General features: G+C 68.4%; 20 protein-coding genes and 2 pseudogenes. 10 read left to right on the forward strand and 12 right to left on the reverse strand.

Annotation, left to right across the window (positions count from 1 at the left end; translation table 11 throughout):
• Nucleotides 1-38: 38 nt before the first annotated feature.
• Together C569_RS0108120 and C569_RS0108125 are read right to left on the reverse strand one after the other, a co-directional pair.
• Entirely contained in the window at nt 39-563 is a 525-nt protein-coding gene (locus tag C569_RS0108120; protein WP_018785297.1) for a hypothetical protein, read from the reverse strand.
• 173 nt (nt 564-736) lie between these two features.
• The gene (locus C569_RS0108125) at nt 737-2,371 is read right to left on the reverse strand and encodes a glycosyl hydrolase family 18 protein (protein WP_018785298.1); all 1,635 of its coding nucleotides are present in this window, start codon (nt 2,369-2,371) and stop codon (nt 737-739) included.
• A gap of 270 nt (nt 2,372-2,641) precedes the next feature.
• Between C569_RS0108125 and C569_RS0108130 the strand changes: the two genes are divergently transcribed.
• The 3 genes from C569_RS0108130 to C569_RS0108140 all read left to right on the forward strand — a co-directional run bounded on the left by C569_RS0108130 (nt 2,642) and on the right by C569_RS0108140 (nt 7,294).
• Nucleotides 2,642-3,400, forward strand: coding sequence for a class I SAM-dependent methyltransferase (locus C569_RS0108130; RefSeq protein WP_231394741.1), 759 nt, complete (start codon nt 2,642-2,644; stop codon nt 3,398-3,400).
• A gap of 324 nt (nt 3,401-3,724) precedes the next feature.
• Nucleotides 3,725-3,913, forward strand: coding sequence for a hypothetical protein (locus tag C569_RS0108135; protein WP_018785300.1), 189 nt, complete (start codon nt 3,725-3,727; stop codon nt 3,911-3,913).
• A gap of 153 nt (nt 3,914-4,066) precedes the next feature.
• Nucleotides 4,067-7,294 carry an RHS repeat-associated core domain-containing protein gene (locus C569_RS0108140; RefSeq protein WP_231394742.1) on the forward strand — a complete coding sequence of 1,076 codons (3,228 nt, stop codon included), beginning with the start codon at nt 4,067-4,069 and terminating at the stop codon, nt 7,292-7,294.
• A gap of 306 nt (nt 7,295-7,600) precedes the next feature.
• Here the strand turns inward: C569_RS0108140 and C569_RS32145 are convergent.
• Nucleotides 7,601-7,888: pseudogene (locus C569_RS32145) on the reverse strand (IS5/IS1182 family transposase); the annotation flags it as partial.
• An 819-nt stretch (nt 7,889-8,707) separates the two neighbouring features.
• Between C569_RS32145 and C569_RS33085 the strand changes: the two are divergent.
• Both C569_RS33085 and C569_RS0108155 read left to right on the forward strand, forming a co-directional pair.
• On the forward strand, nt 8,708-8,869 hold the full coding sequence (locus C569_RS33085; protein WP_018785303.1) for a hypothetical protein: 162 nt from the start codon (nt 8,708-8,710) through the stop codon (nt 8,867-8,869).
• Between the two features lie 481 nt (nt 8,870-9,350).
• On the forward strand, nt 9,351-9,839 hold the full coding sequence (locus tag C569_RS0108155) for a glutathione peroxidase (RefSeq protein ID WP_018785304.1): 489 nt from the start codon (nt 9,351-9,353) through the stop codon (nt 9,837-9,839).
• A 69-nt stretch (nt 9,840-9,908) separates the two neighbouring features.
• Here the strand turns inward: C569_RS0108155 and C569_RS0108160 are convergent, their stop codons facing one another.
• The 6 genes and pseudogenes from C569_RS0108160 to C569_RS35000 form a co-directional block, all read right to left on the reverse strand.
• Nucleotides 9,909-10,712 carry an SGNH/GDSL hydrolase family protein gene (locus C569_RS0108160; RefSeq protein WP_018785305.1) on the reverse strand — a complete coding sequence of 268 codons (804 nt, stop codon included), beginning with the start codon at nt 10,710-10,712 and terminating at the stop codon, nt 9,909-9,911.
• A 100-nt stretch (nt 10,713-10,812) separates the two neighbouring features.
• Nucleotides 10,813-11,316 (reverse strand): GNAT family N-acetyltransferase, encoded by a 504-nt coding sequence (locus C569_RS0108165; RefSeq protein WP_231394743.1) that lies wholly within the window; start codon nt 11,314-11,316, stop codon nt 10,813-10,815.
• Nucleotides 11,317-11,346: 30 nt separating this feature from the next.
• Nucleotides 11,347-11,697, reverse strand: a complete 351-nt coding sequence (locus tag C569_RS0108170; RefSeq protein ID WP_018785307.1) for a DUF2203 domain-containing protein — start codon at nt 11,695-11,697, stop codon at nt 11,347-11,349.
• A gap of 35 nt (nt 11,698-11,732) precedes the next feature.
• Nucleotides 11,733-12,053, reverse strand: coding sequence for a DivIVA domain-containing protein (locus C569_RS0108175; RefSeq protein ID WP_018785308.1), 321 nt, complete (start codon nt 12,051-12,053; stop codon nt 11,733-11,735).
• On the reverse strand, nt 12,053-12,439 hold the full coding sequence (locus C569_RS34150; protein ID WP_026267853.1) for a hypothetical protein: 387 nt from the start codon (nt 12,437-12,439) through the stop codon (nt 12,053-12,055). Before C569_RS34150 ends, C569_RS0108175 begins: the two co-directional genes overlap by 1 nt.
• Nucleotides 12,440-12,554: 115 nt before the next feature.
• Nucleotides 12,555-12,683, reverse strand: a pseudogene (locus tag C569_RS35000) (oxidoreductase); the annotation flags it as partial.
• On the opposite strand from C569_RS35000, the gene C569_RS34155 reads away from it, so the two are divergent.
• Nucleotides 12,682-12,909, forward strand: coding sequence for a hypothetical protein (locus C569_RS34155; protein WP_018785309.1), 228 nt, complete (start codon nt 12,682-12,684; stop codon nt 12,907-12,909). The pseudogene C569_RS35000 and the gene C569_RS34155 overlap by 2 nt on opposite strands.
• A gap of 214 nt (nt 12,910-13,123) precedes the next feature.
• On the opposite strand, the gene C569_RS29930 is transcribed toward C569_RS34155, so the two are convergent.
• Both C569_RS29930 and C569_RS0108195 read right to left on the reverse strand, forming a co-directional pair.
• Nucleotides 13,124-13,480, reverse strand: a complete 357-nt coding sequence (locus tag C569_RS29930) for a hypothetical protein (RefSeq protein WP_051090461.1) — start codon at nt 13,478-13,480, stop codon at nt 13,124-13,126.
• Nucleotides 13,477-13,731, reverse strand: a complete 255-nt coding sequence (locus C569_RS0108195; RefSeq protein ID WP_018785311.1) for a hypothetical protein — start codon at nt 13,729-13,731, stop codon at nt 13,477-13,479. Before C569_RS0108195 ends, C569_RS29930 begins: the two co-directional genes overlap by 4 nt.
• A 228-nt stretch (nt 13,732-13,959) precedes the next feature.
• Between C569_RS0108195 and C569_RS32150 the strand changes: the two genes are divergently transcribed.
• Genes C569_RS32150 through C569_RS0108215 form a run of 4 tightly spaced genes read left to right on the forward strand, consistent with a single transcriptional unit; the run spans nt 13,960 to nt 16,269 of the window.
• Nucleotides 13,960-14,106 carry a DNA-binding transcriptional regulator gene (locus tag C569_RS32150; RefSeq protein WP_018785312.1) on the forward strand — a complete coding sequence of 49 codons (147 nt, stop codon included), beginning with the start codon at nt 13,960-13,962 and terminating at the stop codon, nt 14,104-14,106.
• Nucleotides 14,093-14,890 carry an inositol monophosphatase family protein gene (locus C569_RS0108205; protein WP_026267854.1) on the forward strand — a complete coding sequence of 266 codons (798 nt, stop codon included), beginning with the start codon at nt 14,093-14,095 and terminating at the stop codon, nt 14,888-14,890. The genes C569_RS32150 and C569_RS0108205 overlap by 14 nt, the downstream gene beginning before the upstream one ends.
• Nucleotides 14,891-14,947: 57 nt before the next feature.
• A complete protein-coding gene (locus C569_RS0108210; protein WP_018785314.1) occupies nt 14,948-15,667 on the forward strand; it encodes a 5-formyltetrahydrofolate cyclo-ligase in 720 nt (239 codons plus the stop codon).
• Nucleotides 15,668-15,720: 53 nt separating this feature from the next.
• Nucleotides 15,721-16,269: a cysteine hydrolase gene (locus C569_RS0108215; RefSeq protein WP_018785315.1), complete on the forward strand. Its 549-nt coding sequence runs from the start codon at nt 15,721-15,723 to the stop codon at nt 16,267-16,269.
• Between the two features lie 14 nt (nt 16,270-16,283).
• On the opposite strand, the gene C569_RS0108220 is transcribed toward C569_RS0108215, so the two are convergent.
• Nucleotides 16,284-17,051, reverse strand: coding sequence for a maleylpyruvate isomerase N-terminal domain-containing protein (locus C569_RS0108220; protein WP_026267855.1), 768 nt, complete (start codon nt 17,049-17,051; stop codon nt 16,284-16,286).
• Nucleotides 17,052-17,081: the final 30 nt, after the last annotated feature.

Here is a 17,081-nt window from a genome sequence, read left to right on the forward strand (position 1 = left end):
CCGTCGCGATCACTCGCGGCCGAGGGGGATGGTTCCGGTCACTGGGAGGGCACCGCCGAGGCTGTGGGCGGCGGCCCCGAAGGGCTGACGTCCGGATCGACCGACCCGTCGCCGGGCGCCTCGCCGGAGATGCACCAGTCCGCGCCGCTCCGGGTGACGGTGAACAGCAGCGGCCGGACGGCCTTGCGCGAGCCGGCGGCAACCGTGATCGAGGCGCTGACCTCCTGGCCGTTCGGGCCGGAGCGGACCTCGGTGATGGTCGCCTGCGGCACCGTGAAGTGGTCGGCGAAGTCGCCGTTCGGACCGGTGGCGGCGGAGTCGAAGGCGGCGTGCATGGGCGCGCAGAGCTGGCTGCGGCCGGCGGCGGCGTCGCGGGCGGTGAGCGCGTCCAGGTACGCCTGCACGCGTTCCCGGCTCTTGGCCGCCGCCTCCTCGGCCGGTGCCTTCCCGCTGGGCGGGGTGTCTCCGCCGTCCTGGCCGCCCGAGCCGCAGGCGGCCAGGGCCGCCGGTAGGAACGCGAGGAGGGCGAGCCCGGCGAACCGGCCCCGGTGGCTGCGACCCATCTGTCCTCCCGTCGCGTGGACTCGTCGAGTGGCGAGTGTGCCACACCCGGCCCGAGCGGCCGGGTGACTCCCCATCCTGACCCGGATCGGCGCGCGCGGCCAGGACGGCACGCGGGCGGGGAGGGGCCGGTGCGGCCCCTCCCCGCCGGGTGGGTGGTGCGTCGGCCCTCGGCTCAGCCGAGACCGCCCTTGATGGCGCCGATCAGCTCACCGTTGCTGGTGTCACCGGAGAGCTCCCAGAAGAACGCGCCACCGAGGCCCTGGCTGTTGGCGTAGCTCATCTTCCCGCCGATGGTCGACGGGGTGTCGTAGCTCCACCAGTTGCTGCCGCACTTGGCGTACGCCGTGCCGCCGACGGTGCCGGTGGCCGGGCAGCTGTTCTTGAGCACCTTGTAGTCCTCGATGCCGGCCTCGTAGGTGCCCGGTGCCGCGCCGGTGGCGCTGCCGCCGGGTGCGGACTGGGTCACCCCGGTCCAGCCGCGTCCGTAGAACCCGACGCCGAGCAGCAGCTTGCTGGACGGCACGCCCTTGGACTTCAGCTTCTGGATCGCCGCGTCCGACCAGAAGCCCTGCTGCGGGATACCCGGGTACGAGTAGAGCGGCGAGTGCGGCGCGGTCGGTCCCTGGGCGTTGAAGGCGCCGAAGTAGTCGTACGTCATCGGCATCAGCCAGTTGAGGTTGTTCGCGGCGCCGGCGTAGTCGGTGGCGTCGATCTTGCCGCCGTTGCTGCCGTCGGCGGTGATCGCCGCGGTGACCAGGAAGCTTCCGCCGAACTTGCTCCGCAGCGCCGAGATCACGTTCTTGAACGCGTTCGGGCCGCTGTTGTCGCACTGGAGACCGCAGGCGTTCGGGTACTCCCAGTCGATGTCGATGCCGTCGAAGACGTCCGCCCAGCGCGGGTCCTTGACCAGGGAGTAGCAGGAGTCGGCGAACGCGGCCGGGTTCTGCGCGGCCTGGGTGAAGCCGCCGGACCAGGTCCAGCCGCCGAAGGACCACAGCACCTTGAGGTTCGGGTACATCTTCTTCAGCTTGCGCAGCTGGTTGAAGCTGCCGCGCAGCGGCTGGTCCCAGGTGTCGGCGACGCCGTCGACGCTGTCCGCGGCGGTGTACGCCTTCTCGTAGTCGGCGTAGCTGTCCCCGATGCTGCACCGGCCGCCGGTGGTGTTGCCGAAGGCGTACAGGATGTGGGTCAGCTTCGCGGCCGAGCCGCTGGTGTGGATGTTCTTGACGTGGTAGTTGCGGCCGTAGACGCCCCACTCGGCGAAGTAGCCGACGATCTTCTTGCCGCCGGGCGGCGGCGTGGTGGGCGGCTGCGTGGTCGGCGGCGTGGTCGTCGGCGGCGTGGTGGTGGGCGGCGTGGTGGTCGGCGGGGTCGTGGTCGGCGCGGTGGTCGTCGGCGTGCCGCCGCCGGTGCAGGTGCCGCCGTTGATCGTGCAGCTCACCGGCGCCTTGTACGCGCCGGTGCCGTTGTAGCCCCAGCTGAAGCTGGCACCGGGGGCGAGCGTCGCGGCCCAGCTCTTGTTGACCGCCACGTAGCGGTCACCGCTGCGGGTGATGTCGGCGTCCCAGGAGCTGCTGATCGAGGTGCCGGAGGGCAGCGTGAACTCGATGCGCCAGCCGTTGACGGTGGAGCTGGTGCCGTTGGTGACGGTCACCCGCCCCTCGTGGCCGGTCCCCCAGTCCTGCACCTTGGCGAACGTGGCGGTGACGCTGCCGGCGGCCGACGCGGTGGTCACGGGCACCGCGGCGACCGCGAGCGCGACCACGGCGCCGGTGGCCCACAGGGCCCGGCGGAGCGATCTCTTCATACGGCGTCCCTCCAATAGTTAGGAAACTTTCCAAATTGATTGCTGAGACGCTACTCACGCCGTCACCACTTCGTCAAGATGCAAGTGCATCGATTTCCTGGATGGCGCGCGCGGGGAACGTACCGGCCATCGGGCGGTCCTCGGTTACTCAGGCGGCAGGTACGCCTGCAGCACCATGAGGCGACGGGCGGAAGGTCGCTGAGTCTCGGCGACCCCGAGCCAGGGTTGCGCTGCGCAGGGCTTGCAATCCTGCCCCCACCGCAACGACCGATGTGGATAGAGTCGGCGACCATGACTGAAGCCACGCGGCAACTGGGACTGGGACATGGCAGCGCTTTCGGCGAGCGAGGGGTAGCGAAGAGACTGGGAACGCTCGGCCGATACACATCGCTCAGCGGTCGGCGACTGCTGGAGATCGGCTGTGGGGACGGCACGTACACGATGCGGCTGGTAGACGCATTCGAGCAGATCGAGGCGGTCGACATCCAGCAGGACCGATTAGAGCTGTTCCGGGAGCGGCTGGCCGAGGACCCGGCGGCGGCGCAGAAGATCAACGTGCGGGAGTTGTCCGCCACCGAACTGGACTATCCGGATGAGAGTTTCGACCTGGTCACCGCCATCGAGGTGGTGGAGCACATCGATGATCTCGATGCCGCATTGCGGCAGGTGCACCGGGTGCTGGTGCCGGGTGGCCGGTTCGCGTTGACCACTCCCCACCGGTGGTTCCCGTTCGAGACGCACGGTTTCCTGATCCGCGGCAAGCGGTACCGGCCGGCGCGGGGCCCGTTCCTGCCGTGGATCGTCCCGCTGCATCGGCGGTTGGCTGACGCGCGTTCCTTCACCGCTCGTGGTTTGTCGGGGCAGCTTCGCCGGGCGGGGTTGGAGACGGTGGCGGTGGACTACATCATGCCGCCGTTTGACCGGTCCGGTTTCGGGCAGCGGATCCGCCCGGTGACCGACGCGATCGAGCGGTCGCCGCTGAGATTCTTCGGCATGGCGCTGGCGGTGGTGGCCCGGCGACCGGACTGACGGAGGCTCGCTACCCGGCTACTGGAAGAAGCCCGGCGGACGCGGCCCAGGTCGGCCACCGCCGGGCTTCACCGTGGGCTCGACGCCAGCTCGGTGACCGCTCCACTTGATCAAGCCGATCGCCATCACGTAGCGCCATCAAACTGTGCATTTCCGGGCGATTTGAACCTTTAATACTAGCTGTTTGTAATAGTTATTGACCTGAGACTTGTCGGCTCGATAGCTTGTCTCCCGACACAACGGTTGACCGATGGCAACCAGTGATATCAACGGGGGATGCGCGAATGACGATGACGGGCTGAAAACTTCCGAACTTCAGCGCTGATGGCGCTTTTCGGCACGGTCGCCCGCTGCCTACTTCTGGGCTTGGGGTGGCTGTTTCCGCTGCTCGCCGAGGCAAGATTCCGCATCGACCACGATTTGGGCTCTTTCAACGAATCGTGCGAATCGTGCGAGCTGTTCGCCTCGACCGGCGTTCGCGAGAAATCATCTGGCAGTCTTTTCAACGCCTGATAGGTCTTCAATCCCGGCGGGCCCGCCCTTGGCGAGGGTGCCGCTTTCAATCAACCATGCCGTTCGTCGATTCCGCCGATGAACGGCATGGCGAGGTATGTCCTCCTCCTGGCGGATGGACCGTCGGGAGCGTGTGTGGGAGATGGAGTGTTGATGGGTCAACGTCGAGTGGCTGTGGGAGTGGCGTCCGCGCTGCTGGCCACGTCAGTGCTGGCGGTTCCGCCGGCTGTGTCCTCCGCTGCGCCCGCGGCGCCGCAGGAGGCGGCGGACACGCCGCAGGTGTCGCCGCGGTCGTCGTCGAAGGTGTGGTTGTTCGACTCACCGCAGCGCGCGGTGACGCGGGCCGCCGCGGGGGCGGCGCCGTCGGTACCCAAGGGCACCGGGCCGGTGCGCAACGGCACCCTGGTGTCGTTCTCGCTGGCGGATCGGATGGAGGTGAAGGTCAACGTCGGGTCCGGCAACTTGATGGTGAACACCACCGACCTGACCCTGCCCGGGATCGCCGGGAACGTGACGCTGGGGGCGTCGTTCAACAGCCTGATGTTGGGCAGTGACCTGTCGGTCGGCGCGCACGGGCCGGGTTGGCGGACGCGGTCCGGGCAGGACGTGAAGCTGTATCCGGCCGATGACAGCTCGGTCACCTACGCCGCCGCCGACGGCGTGGTCGGGAAGTTCACCTGGACCGGTTCGGCCTACACGACGCCGGGTGAGTTCAAGGCCAAGCTGGTCAAGAACGGCAGCGGGTGGAAGCTGACCGAGAACGACAGCGGCAAGGAGCTGTTCTTCACCTCCGACGGTCTGCTGGACAAGACCGAGGACCGCAACGACAACGTCACCGACTACTCCTACAGCGGCGGGCAGCTGACCCAGGTCGTCTCCGACCGGGGCGGCCAGTACGCCCGCGCGGCGACGGTCACGTTCGTGAACGGGCGGTTGAAAACGTACGAGCAGAGCGACGGCTACAACGTGGTCCGGACGGTGTCCTACACGTACGACACCAACAACCGCCTGAAGGCGATCGACCTGCTCGGCGCGACCCGGCAGTACGCGTTCGAGTACAACAGCGCCGGTGACCTGGTCAAGATCTGGTCCAAGGACGACACCTACAGCCTCGTCACCTACGACGGGCAGCACCGGGTCACCTCGTTCACCCAGGTCACCGACAACGCCACCAATCAGGGCGCGACCACCCGGTTCGCCTACCCCACGTCGTCGCAGACGAAGATGGCCGACCCCCGCCAGGACCTCTCCCAGCCGGTCGCATCCGTGCCGCACACCACCTATGACCTGAACAGCGACAAGCGGGTCACCAAGGCCACCGACCCGGCCGGCAACGAACGCTCCAAGACGTACACGCCGTGGCAGGACGTGGCCACCACCATCAGCCCCGAGGGCAGCACGGTCACCAACACCTACGGCGCCAACGCCGGGCAGTCACTGACCAAGTCGGCCTCCCCGTCCGGCGCCAGCGCATCCGCCGCCTACGCCAACCCGGCGACCTCGACGAACCCGACCGCGAACTTTCAGCCATCCTCGTCCATCGACACGCAGAGCAACTCGTCGACCTACACCTACAACGGCGCCGGCAACCGCACCTCCACCGCCGACGCCCTCGCCGCCAAGGCCGAGGTCGACTACAACACCAACGGCACCGTCAAGACCTCCACCGACCCGGCGAACACCGGCAACCCCACCACCTACACCTACAACAGCGACAAGCAGATCACGACCCTGACCCCGCCCACCGGCAACGGCCTGGCCGTCAAGACGTTCACCTACGACGTCCTCGGCCGCGTCCGCACCGTCGCCCAGGGCGGCTGCACCACCACCTACGACTGGACCAAGGACGACCGGCTGGAGAAGGCCAGCTACTCCGGCTGCGGCACCAACCCCACCCCGGTCACCTACCAGTACGGGCGCGCCGGGAACCTGATCAGCCGCACCGACGCCACCGGCACCACCACCTGGGAGTGGGACAACCTCAACCGGCTACACCGGCGCACCAACCCCGGCACCGCGACGTTCGTCTACGAGCACGACCTCGCCGGGAACCTCACCGGGATCACCGACGGCCGCGGCATGACCAAGCACTACTACAACACCCGCAACTGGCTGGTCCGCACCGACACCGCCAGCGGCACCCGCTACAACTACTCCTACGACAACGACGGCAACCGCACCAACACGTGGTTCGCCACCGATGAGGGCAACAGCGTCTACGCCCTGCGCGTCAAGACCACCTACGACAAGTCCGACCGGCCCACCCGCATCACCGCCACCCGCAACTCCGCCGCTCCCGCGACGGTGTTCGACGTGACCTACTGTTACGCCAAGTACACCTCCGGACAGCCCTGCTCCACCGCCACCGCCAACGACACCGGCCTGCGGCAGTGGCAGAAGGACGAAACCTCCGGCGCGATCAGCCAGTTCACCTACGACAAGGCCAACCGGCTCACCAAGGCCACCAACTACAACGGCAAGACCTACGACTACACCTACGACAGCAACGGCAACCGCAAGACGGTCAAGGTCGACGGCACCACCACCCAGACCCTGACCTACAACACCGCCAACCAGGTCACCACCACCAACAACACCTACGACAACCGCGGCAACCAGACCCGAACCAGCCACCCCTCGGTCAACCCGGTCACCTACAACGGCGCCAACCAGATGACCGGCGCGAACACCGGCACCTACGCCTACGCCGGCACCGACCAGGTCGAACTCACCCGCGCCGGCACCACCACCCTGCAGTACGGCTACGAAGACCAGCACGGCATGCCCTGGCTCCAGTCCTGGACCGCCGCCGGCACCACCGTCTACGTCGAACGCGACGGCCTCGGCACCCCGCTCGGCCTGCGGATCAACGGCACCGACACCGCCTTCGTCCTCGACGGCCTCGGCACCCCCGTCGCCGCCGTCAAGGCCAACGGCACCCTCGCCGCCACCTACAAGTACGACCCCTATGGCAACGCCACCACCACCGACGAAACCAACCTCGGTGCGAGCAACCTGGTGCGCTACACCGGTGGCATCTACGACCAGAGCACCGGATTTACCAAGTTCGGCCAGCGCTGGTACAACCCCCAACAAGGCCGATTCACCCAGCAAGACAGCCTCAGCTTCATCGGCAGCCCTGACCACGGCAACCGCTACGCATACGCCAGCGGCAACCCCATCAACTACACCGATCCCACGGGGCTATTCACATGGTCGGGCCTGGTCTACGCGTCGGCGGGTGCGGCAGTCACGGGAGCCGTCACTGGTTGCCTCAGCACGATTCTTGCCGGATGCGTCGAGGGAATGGTCGTGGGGTTCGTGACAGGAGCAGTAGGCGGTGCAGTAAGCTACGTCATCGCACAGGGCCAGCCGGAATGACTTCTGATCGGCTGAGCGTCGGCCTCTAATCGTAGGAACTTACAATGCTGAAGACTCAGTACGTTGCGTTTGGCGCGCTAATGCTCCTAGCCGGCATAGGCATCGGCAAGTTCATGGTGGGAGGCACCTGGGCTGTGGCGATCGTTACCGGCGTCATAATGGGGGCTCTCTCAGCTGTGCTTCTGAGAGTCCTGAAGGGTTAGGTCGTAATCTAGCGCGTGACGCATTCGGTCCGCTGAAGGCGAGACAACAGGTTGGGGCTCGACGGCTTTGCCGTCGAGCCCCAACGCAGGGATTGAGCCTCTTTCATCCTGCGTAGCGGTTGGCTCCGACGTGGTCCAGGACGAGGATGGCCCGCACGATCGTGATCGCTCACCGTGGGCAGCAGCCCAACTCGTTCAGGATCTCCAGGTCTTGAGGGTGGCGATCGCGCGTTTGCCGGGGGCGCGGTTTACGGCCTTCGGTCGGCGTGACAGCTTGGGTCGGAAGCGGTGCCGCTGAACGGTGTCTGTACGCTGCAGCGGCTTCTTGGTATCTGCTATCAGCGAAGGTCATCAAGTCTTCTCTCGTCAGCGCCTCGATGATGCCGTGGGTTCCGGGCGGCAGTCGGATGTTCAACACGCAGGGACAACCTCAGCTTCATCGGCAGCCCTGACCACGGCAACCGCTACGCATACGCTGGCGGCAACCCAGTCAACTTCGTAGACCCGACGGGTAACGATCACGATGACCCATTCGTCGACGCGATTGACACCGCAGGTAAGGTCGGTGGAGCTGGAGTCATCATCGGTGGAGTTGCGGGCTGCATTTTCGGGGCGTTCGCCGGTCCTGTCGGCTGTCTGGCCGGCGGCGCCTTTGGCGGAATCTTCCTCGGAGGGTTCATTCCTGTTTGGTATTGCATATTACTGGGGTTCCCGCTAGGAGGCTTAAGGTGCGGCGTCGCCCGTCAGCTCGGATATTCACGCTATTGCTGATCCTGTTTGCAGCAATTTTCGTTGCTGCAGGCTACCTGAGCGGTCACCTCGGTTTTAGCAGGGTACAGGCCATTCTGGCCATGGCCGTCCTCGGGCTAGTGGCCGTCCCGGCTTTGATAATCGTGGCACCGCACATCCTGCAACGGCGAGGGAAGTGAACTGAGCACTCAGGGGCGTCTGCACAGGAAGGTTCAACTCCAGCCCGCAAGCGTCATCGACGCACTTGCGTACTGCGGATCGCGGGCTCACTCGCTGTTGCTGCGACTAGTCAGATACTGGCGGCCGAAGACTGTTCGTACTGGCCGAGCTCGGTTGGTTCCTCCTCTCGGTCAGGGCCGTTGTTCTTCGCTTAAGGTGAGGTTGCGGGACCAGCTTCGCTGGTCCCGCAACCCGGGGAAGGAGTTCTCTCATGGCGGTAAGTCGTAGGCGGGTAGGACAGATGTTGCTCCTGTTCATCGTGTTGTTCGGCGTGGGTGGTCTGACGCTGGGCTGGCTGCTCGGGCAGACGAATCTGTCGCAGTGGGTCAAGATCACGGCATCGCTGGGCTACGCGATCTGCGGCGGCGGCGTCGCGGCCCTCATCTACCTGCGGCAGCGTTGAGCGGGCGACTCGTCAGCTTTCGTCCATTGAGCCTTTTCCAAGCTGATCTTGCAGCTCGGGCGGGTGTGGCAGGCCCGGTGATCGATGGGTGCAAGGCTCCAGGTAGGACAGCTGTCGACCAAGACTCGAAGCCGGCCGGCGTCAGCCCGCACACCAGCGCCGCCTGCTGCTCCAGCAGGCGGCGGTAGGACCGGGTGCAGGACGTCTCCGCCGTCGTACTTCAGCTCGTTGACTCGCTTCACCTGCTCGCTGCTCTGCCGGCACCCGTCCCGGTCGATCGCGGTGATTCCGCTGACTGCCCGCGGTCAGACCACAGACCTCGGCTGCCTCGGCCTCCCGACCGGGCTCCTAACCATCGCGCTCGGCGGCGTCGATGCGCCGCTACCGATCGTCGTAGACAGTTCTGTCCTGCGGGCTCAACCGGTTCGCGACCTGCTCGTCGTCGCAGCGCCGAACCCCCGAAGGGCCGTAGCCTCGTCCCATGACCGTTTTCGACGTCCAGATCGACGCCCTCACCGGCGGCCCGGCCGACCTCGGCCGCTACCGCGGCCGCGCCCTGCTCGTGGTCAATGTGGCCTCCCGCTGCGGCCTCACCCCGCAGTACGCGGGCCTCCAGGAACTCGCCGACACGTACGCCGGGCGCGGGCTGACGGTGCTCGGTGTGCCGTGCAACCAGTTCGCCGGCCAGGAGCCGGGGAGCGCCGCCGAGATCGAGGAGTTCTGCCAGGTCAACTACGGCGTGACGTTCCCGCTGACGGAGAAGGTCGACGTCAACGGGCCGGGCCGGCACCCGCTCTACGCGGAGCTGGTGTCCACGCCGGACGCCGAGGGGCACACCGGCGACGTGCGCTGGAACTTCGAGAAGTTCCTCGTCGCGCCGGACGGCACGGTGGCCGCCCGGTTCGGCCCGCAGGTCACACCCGAGGACCCCGATCTGCGTACGGCGATCGAGAAGGCCCTGCCGGCCTGACCGGCGCCCCGGCGGCGGGCACGGCGCAGCGGCACACCTCGCGGGAGGCGTGCCGCTGCCGTGGACCGGTCAGCCGGCGGCGGCCCGGAAGACCGGGTAGTAGCCACCGGACTGCCCGGCGGCCGTCGGGTGGTACGACTTGCTCAGGCTCAGCACGTTCAGCGCGTGCAGCCACTTGGTCCCGTAGCTGCACAGCTGGTGACCGACGAAGATGGAGCGGACGTCGGCGAAGGTGAAGCCGGCCGAGACGGCGGCCGTGCGGGTGATGTCGTCGAGCAGGTTGATGCCCTCGTTGATCTTCGCTCGGGACGTCGCGCTGAGCCCGATGCAGGTGGTGCCGAGCTGGTAGAACACCGGGTAGCCGACCACTACGACGCGGGCCGAGGGCGAGCGGCTCTTGATGCCGTTGTAGACGTTGGCGAGGCGGCCCGGCATCGAGGTGCGGGCCACGTTCATGGCGGACTGCACGGCCGCCACGCACTGGGTCTCCCCCTGGAGCACGCAGGTGCTCATGATGTTGGCGAAGCCGACGTCGTTGCCGCCCACTGTCACGCTGACCAGTGTGGTGGTGGAGGAGAGCGCGGAGAGCTGGCTGTTTATGACGTCGGCCGTGGTGGCGCCGGAGCAGGCGACCGACCGGTACGACGCGGGCTTGATGTTGGTGTTGTAGAGCGCCGGATAGGCGTTCGTGCTGCGCAGGCAGCTGCCGCTCTCGGACGTGTAGCTGTCGGCGCCGACGCCGGAGGCGTACGAGTCGCCGAGCGCGACGTAGCGGTCGGACGGGGCCGCCTGGGCGGGGGCGGCCAGAGACAGAGTGACCCCGACCGAGGCGGCCAGGGTCAGGGCGAGGGTGGCAAGACGGGATCTCCGCACGTCGCACTCCTGGGGGCGTGAAGTGGTGGTGAGAGATAGATATCAATAAGATCACAGCGCATGGAAGATCACCGATTTGCGGCCGGGCGCGCATAGCGACTTACGCCGACAAATCGTTGCCGGTTTCGCCTAGCGGAATGAAGGATTCCTCCGCCGGGAAGGTCAGCCGCATCGCCGGGTCGGCGGTCTCCCGGAAGCCGAGAGCCCGGTAGAGCGGCCGGCCGGCCGCCGACGCCCGCAGGTCCACCCGGCGCACACCCCGGTCCCGGAACCAGGCCAGCAGGGCGGTCAGGCAGGCTCGGCTGTGCCCGCGCCTGCGGTACGCCGGGTCGGTGCTGACGTTGAAGACGTACCCGACCAGGCCACTCGGGTCGTCCGGCCCGCCGAGCCGCCGCTCCACGGTGCCCACCGCGCAGGCCGCCAGCGACGCGCCGCCCGGCGCGTCGACCACGAAGGCGGCGAGCCAGGGATCCGGCTCGGCCAGCCAGGCACGCAGATTGTCCCGGGCGACGTCCTGCCACCGCCCCGGCGGCGTCGGCACCCCGCTCATACCCGCGAGCATCAGCCCGCGCAGCCGCACCAGCTCGTCGGCGTCGGACGGCACCGCCCGGCGCACCTCACCCACAGCGCGCCGTCAGACCGGACGGCGGCCGGCGAAACCGCACTCGACCCGGTGGTACCACCTGATGTCGGTGTCCCCCTCCAGCCAGCACCAGAGCACCGCCCGGCCGTCGCGCTCACCGGGAAAGTCGAGCAACACCGGGGCGATCCCCTTGACCGCGATGTCGTGCTGGTGGAACTCGTCCACCACCACGTGCAGCCGCGCCTCCAGCGCCTTCACCTCGGCGAGCCCGCCGAGCGCGCTGACGCCGTGGTCGGCCAGATCGACCCGTAGCTCGGCCAGGTCGGCCCGCAGCCGGATCAGCTCGTCGACGCGCGGCCGCAGCGTGGCCACCAGGTGTCGCGCCTGGGCGAGAGTGAACACCGGGCCAGTATGCGGCACGACCGGTGTCGTCCGCGTCACCGCTCACCCGCAGGTCGACCGTCAGGGCTGGGACGAGAGTCTGGAATGGCCGCGGGACACCGGCCGACGCCGGCAGCCTCCCGCACCTCGGCCTGCCAGGCGCGCAGGGCTCGCTTGATGCGGTCGTTCTCGCCCAGCGCGTCGTCGAGCAGCCGGGTCCGCTCCCCCAGCTCGTAGACGAGCCGATGCAGCAGCGCGTCGACGTCGTCGGTCCGGTAGCCGCGCCGGCCCAGTGACGTGCGGGGCAGCTCGACGGCGCCGAGCCGGTCCGCGGTGAGCGGGCCGGCCAGCACGTTGCGGCTGCGGTAGACGCCCATCAGGTGCCGAACCCGTCCGGCAGGTGGATCCGCTCAGCCGGCACCCCACCGGCGAGCAACCGTAGCCGCGACCCGGCCACCATCAGCGGTGGCCCGCACAGGTAGACCTCCTGACCGGGACGCCAGTGGTCGAGCGCGACGGTGAGCGCGTCGCCCTGCTCGCCCGCCTCCGCCACCGGATCGTGCGAGAACGCGGGTACGACGGTCAGCCAGTCGTGGGCGCTCTGGAGCTTGTCCAGGCTGATCGGGTCGTAGAGGTCGGCGAAGGTGCGGGCGCCGACGACCAGTGTTACCCGGCGACCGGCCGGTGCGGTGGCGACCTGCTCGACCAGGGCGCGCAGCGGCGCCAGCCCGGTGCCCCCCGGCGACGAGCAGCAGGTCCGCATCCGACGCCGGATCGAGGGTCAGGCCGATCGACCGGGGCGGGCCGAGCCAGATCCGATCATCGGGGCGTACCCGGTGCACGAGCGCGCGGGAGACGGCGGCGACGGCACGGATGTGGAGTTCGACGGTGCCGTCGGCGCGCGGAGCGTTGGCCGGCGAGTACCAACGCCACCGGCCCGGCCGGCGCTCGGTGCAGACGGGCAGCGCCTGACCGGGCCGGAACGCCAGGCGGCGCCAGGGGCGCATGGTCACCACGGCGATGCCGTCGGCCGCCCGGTCGTGGTCGACGACCTGCGCCGGCCACCAGGGCGGGCCGTCGCCGGCCTGCTCGACCACACGGCTCACCGCCGCCGTGGCCCGCCGGCTGGCCCCTGCCCAGGCCGCCGCCAGCTCCGATGTCAACCTCACCTGCCGGGACACCGTCGCGACGAGCGCGGCCTCGACGGTGAGCTGGTGCGGCAGCAGGCGGTAGCGGCGGTAGGCCCGGCCAAGCACGGCCAACAGCGCCGCCCGCCCGGCCGAGTCGTCACCACCGCTGGCCAGCCGTCCGAATGCGGCGAGGAACACCGTCGCCTCCCGCTCCGGCAGCGTCCCGGGGCAGCGATCCTCGACCGCACACCAGAAATGGTCGGCTGCCTCGCGGGCGTACCGCATGGTGACGGACCACGACGCGGCCAGGGCGGCGGTCACGAGCCGGCCTCGTCCGAGAAGGCCCGCCGGGCCGCTGTCACCGAGCCCGCCGGCACGTCCAGCGCCCAGAGCACCCCGGCCAGGTAGTCGACCACACGGCGGTGCTGCGCCTCGGTCAGGCCCAGACCCTGCCACGCACCGGCCGCCGGGCGGGCGATGTCGCCCGCCGGTCCGCCGAGCGCCACTGTGAGCGTGAGCGCCAGGTGTCCGGCGAGCCGGGCCCGATCAACCCCGACGAGGTACGGCGCCAGCTCGGCGTCCGCCGCCACCAGCCGCAGCCACCGGGCCACCGCCTCGCGCACCGCCGCCGACCCGGGCCAGCTCTCCTTCGGGTACGCCCCGAGCCCGGTCACGCCCACGGCCAGGCGCCCGGGTCGCCTACGGCGGCCAGCTCGTCCACGCGCTCCTCGGTGAGCCCGGCCGCCAGGAGTGTGCTGCGGCCCCAGCGGGCCAGCCGGCACGGATGCGGTACCCGCTCACTGCGGCACAGTGGACCCGCCGGCCACCGCTCCGGCACATGCACCGCCACCGCGCGCACGGCGAGCGCCACGTCCTCGTCGCTGACCGGGGTGAGCACCGGGAAGTCGTCCAGCACCGCCGCCATGAGGAGCCCTTCCGTCGAAAGTCCGAGCGGCACCGGGGCGGGCGGGGACGGCGGACGCGCTCGGGTGACGCCCCACCGGAGCCCAGCACCCGCCCCGGGCCATGCGTCCACCCTCGCCAACTTGCGGCTCATGGGGTACGACTACGCTCTGCACTTGCGCTGTACCAGCTCTGAAGTCGAGCCGCTAAGCTGCTGGCGGCCGGTCTCGACGCACTCGGAGGCGAGCCGATGACGACCGTGCAGAAGTGGACCGGCCGAGAGACCCGGATGCTGCGGCACGCGCTGCGGATGAGCATCCGCGACTTCGCCGAACACCTCGGCGTCAGCGAGCGCACCGTCTCGAAGTGGGAGGCCGGCCGGGATGCTGTATCGTGAGCTGCTGCCGGTCGCCCTTGATGCTGTTGGTCGGGCAGCCACCTTGATGCGCCGCCGGGCACCGGTCACCTCTGCCAGTAAAGGTGACCGCGATCTCGTTTCGAACGTCGACTACGCGATCGAGCGAGACCTTCGATCATTCCTGCGCGATGCGACACCCGGCATCGCCTTCCTCGGAGAGGAGGAGGGCGTCAGCGGCGCCGGGGATCTGCAATGGACGCTCGATCCAGTCGACGGAACGATCAACTTCGTTCGCGGTCTCCCCTTGTGCGGCATCTCGCTCGGCTTACTCCACGGAACACGTCCAGCCCTCGGCGTCGTTGACCTACCCTTCCTCGGTGCTCGATACTGGGCCGCCGAGGGTTGTGGAGCATTCGCGAACGGCGAGCCGGTCAAGGTGAGCGACACCACGAGCCTGAGCGAAGCCGTCGTGGGGATCGGCGATTTCGCCGTCGGAACGGATGCCGCGAACAAGAATCGGATCCGGCTGGCACTGATGGCGCGGCTCGCCGAGACAGTGCAGCGTGTGCGGATGAGTGGATCAGCCGCAGTGGATCTCGTCTGGCTGGCGGAGGGGAAGATTGACGCCGCCATCACCCTTTCCAACCACACCTGGGACATGACAGCCGGGGTGGCCATCGCCCGCGAGGCGGGAGCCGTCGTCGTCGACAGCAGAGGGGCCGAGTACAGCGCCGAGTCGACGACCACCCTCGCGGTCACCCCTGGGCTGGTCGGTCAAATGTTGCCGCACCTGCGGGAGAACGGCGACGGCGTAAGCCGATGACGACTGTGGCAGGGGTCGAGCCTGACGCTCGCGCTGATGTCATCATGAGGAGGTCACATGGACATCGATGAGGCAAAACGCGAGGTGCGTGAGACCGTTTGGTCACGGTTGGAACGGGCCGGACAGGCACTACCCCCTGGTGCGCACGGGCGTATCCCCGGCTTCATTGGAGCCGAGCGGGCCGCACAACGGCTTACTGCGCATGACGCTTGGCGCAGCGCCCGCGTCATCAAGTCCAACCCCGACAAGGCTCAACTTCCGGTAAGGCTGCAGGCGCTTGCCGAGGGCAAGCTCCTCTACATGGCAGTGCCTAAGCTCGCCGACCTCCGACCCTTCTACCTGCTCGATCCCGCCACCCTGGACGCAGCACCAGCCGACATCGCCACTGGCAGCGGCGCGGCGGACCATGCCCCGAAAGTCAATATCAGCGAGATGCAGCCCGTGGACCTGGTGGTGTGCGGCAGCGTCGCGGTCAATCGTGACGGAGCACGGATCGGAAAGGGCGCGGGTTACGCGGACATCGAGATCGCCCTGCTCACCGAGGCCGGCATGGTCGGCCCCTCCACCATCCTCGCAACGACTGTTCATCCGCTACAGGTCGTCGAAGGACCGCTTCCCGAGTCGTCGCACGACTTCCGAGTCGACTTGATCGTCACCCCGGACGAGGTGATCGAGTGCCACCGAAGCCAGCGACCGGCCTGCATCTACTGGGAAAGCCTCAGCGCCCAGAAGATCGACTCCATTCCGGTCCTCAGGGCATCTTCTGCTTCCGGTTGAGGCTCATCGTGCGTAGCACGCACCCATCGACTACGAGGAAAGCGGCGCCGGGTATGAGCGGTACGCATGCGGCCCTGATCGTCATCGACATGCAGAACGGCTTCATCAACGAGCGGAGCCGGCATGTCATCCCGAGGGTCGTAGAGCTGGTCGAACGGTGGGAGGCCACGGGCAGACCCATCGTCTTTACGCGCTACTACAACTATCCGGACAGCCCTTTCGAAAGGCTGATCCACTGGTCGAAGATGCAGCATGCGCCAGAGACAGAGATCGTGCCCGAACTGCGCCGACAAGCTACTCGCGCACGAGCCGTTCTCGACAAGCCCATCTACTCGTACTTCACGAGCGAGGGCGCGGATCTGACTGCTCAGGAGGGCTGGACCGATCTGGTGTTCTGCGGCGTCGCCACCGAGAGTTGCGTGCTGAAATCAGCGGTGGACGCGTTCGAGCGCAGCCTGACGCCATGGCTCGTCACGGATGCGTCGGCCAGCCACGGCGGTCCGGCTGCACACGAGGCGGGCATCCTGGTGGCACAGCGTTTCGTTGGTGCCGGCCAGCTCATCGACACGAAGACGGTCGGTGAGCTGTTCGATGGTCGATGATGGCGCTGGACCGGTTACACGGACGGGTCCCAGGCGATGAGCTGATCGAAGATGCGCCGGTCGCCCTCGTACTTCAGCGCATCCAGCGGAATGCGGCCGTAGAAGAACAGGACCAGGTCACTTGCCGTGCCTCGGGCGGAGACGTCGGCCGGGGCCGGGGCGGCAGCGGAGGTGAGGCGGGTTACCTGCGCCCCGTCGCCGGACAACCGCAGACGCCAGGAGCGGCCCTCGGTGGCGTGGTAATCAACGACAGCGAGCTGGTGCGGCCAGGCGACAGTCGTCGCGCACAGGGTGAACTGGCAGTCGTCGAAACCGTCGAGGGCGACCTCCTCCGACAGCGGTTGCGGGGCGCCCACCGTGAGCTGGACGTCGTAGGCGTGCACCGCGATCTCGGGGACCTGTCGCCGCGCCCAGGCACCGGAGGTCTGCGGTGACGGCGAGTCGTCCCACCACGTCCAGCAACGGCGATCCGGGCCGGCCTCACGCAGCGTGCTCGTCAGTAGATCGACGGACTCGGTCCACCAGGCCAGCAGTGCCTGGCGATCCCGGGGCGCGCCCGTGCCGTTCTCCCAGGCCGACTTGTCCGGGGGTCCGTCCGCGGGCCCGGCGGCGACGATCGCGGCTGTCTTGCGGCGGCCCGTGCCCACGTGCCGGACCAGTTCGGACAGCGTCCGCTCCGGATGGTTAGGCGCCTGCATGTCGAGGCTGGGCGCCGCGGCGACCGCGGCGCGGAAGGCGGTCGACCGCTCGTCGATGAGCCGCAGATGATCGGAGAACGTGATCCTGCTGCTGCGCCGGCACCGGCGACCGGG

It is taken from the genome of Micromonospora sp. CNB394 (assembly GCF_000374985.1).
Taxonomy (GTDB): Bacteria; Actinomycetota; Actinomycetes; order Mycobacteriales; family Micromonosporaceae; genus Micromonospora; species Micromonospora marina.

What these genes read in the sequence shown, in the direction of transcription:
- C569_RS0108120 (WP_018785297.1), bottom strand. Translation starts at nt 563, where the DNA reads ATGGGTCGCAGCCACCGGGGCCGGTTCGCCGGGCTCGCCCTCCTCGCG.
- C569_RS0108125 (WP_018785298.1), bottom strand. Translation starts at nt 2,371, where the DNA reads ATGAAGAGATCGCTCCGCCGGGCCCTGTGGGCCACCGGCGCCGTGGTC.
- C569_RS0108130 (WP_231394741.1), top strand. Translation starts at nt 2,642, where the DNA reads ATGTGGATAGAGTCGGCGACCATGACTGAAGCCACGCGGCAACTGGGA.
- C569_RS0108135 (WP_018785300.1), top strand. Translation starts at nt 3,725, where the DNA reads ATGGCGCTTTTCGGCACGGTCGCCCGCTGCCTACTTCTGGGCTTGGGG.
- C569_RS0108140 (WP_231394742.1), top strand. Translation starts at nt 4,067, where the DNA reads ATGGGTCAACGTCGAGTGGCTGTGGGAGTGGCGTCCGCGCTGCTGGCC.
- C569_RS33085 (WP_018785303.1), top strand. Translation starts at nt 8,708, where the DNA reads ATGTTGCTCCTGTTCATCGTGTTGTTCGGCGTGGGTGGTCTGACGCTG.
- C569_RS0108155 (WP_018785304.1), top strand. Translation starts at nt 9,351, where the DNA reads ATGACCGTTTTCGACGTCCAGATCGACGCCCTCACCGGCGGCCCGGCC.
- C569_RS0108175 (WP_018785308.1), bottom strand. Translation starts at nt 12,053, where the DNA reads ATGGGCGTCTACCGCAGCCGCAACGTGCTGGCCGGCCCGCTCACCGCG.
- C569_RS34150 (WP_026267853.1), bottom strand. Translation starts at nt 12,439, where the DNA reads ATGCGGACCTGCTGCTCGTCGCCGGGGGGCACCGGGCTGGCGCCGCTG.
- C569_RS34155 (WP_018785309.1), top strand. Translation starts at nt 12,682, where the DNA reads ATGGTCACCACGGCGATGCCGTCGGCCGCCCGGTCGTGGTCGACGACC.
- C569_RS0108195 (WP_018785311.1), bottom strand. Translation starts at nt 13,731, where the DNA reads ATGGCGGCGGTGCTGGACGACTTCCCGGTGCTCACCCCGGTCAGCGAC.
- C569_RS32150 (WP_018785312.1), top strand. Translation starts at nt 13,960, where the DNA reads ATGACGACCGTGCAGAAGTGGACCGGCCGAGAGACCCGGATGCTGCGG.
- C569_RS0108205 (WP_026267854.1), top strand. Translation starts at nt 14,093, where the DNA reads ATGCTGTATCGTGAGCTGCTGCCGGTCGCCCTTGATGCTGTTGGTCGG.
- C569_RS0108210 (WP_018785314.1), top strand. Translation starts at nt 14,948, where the DNA reads ATGGACATCGATGAGGCAAAACGCGAGGTGCGTGAGACCGTTTGGTCA.
- C569_RS0108215 (WP_018785315.1), top strand. Translation starts at nt 15,721, where the DNA reads ATGAGCGGTACGCATGCGGCCCTGATCGTCATCGACATGCAGAACGGC.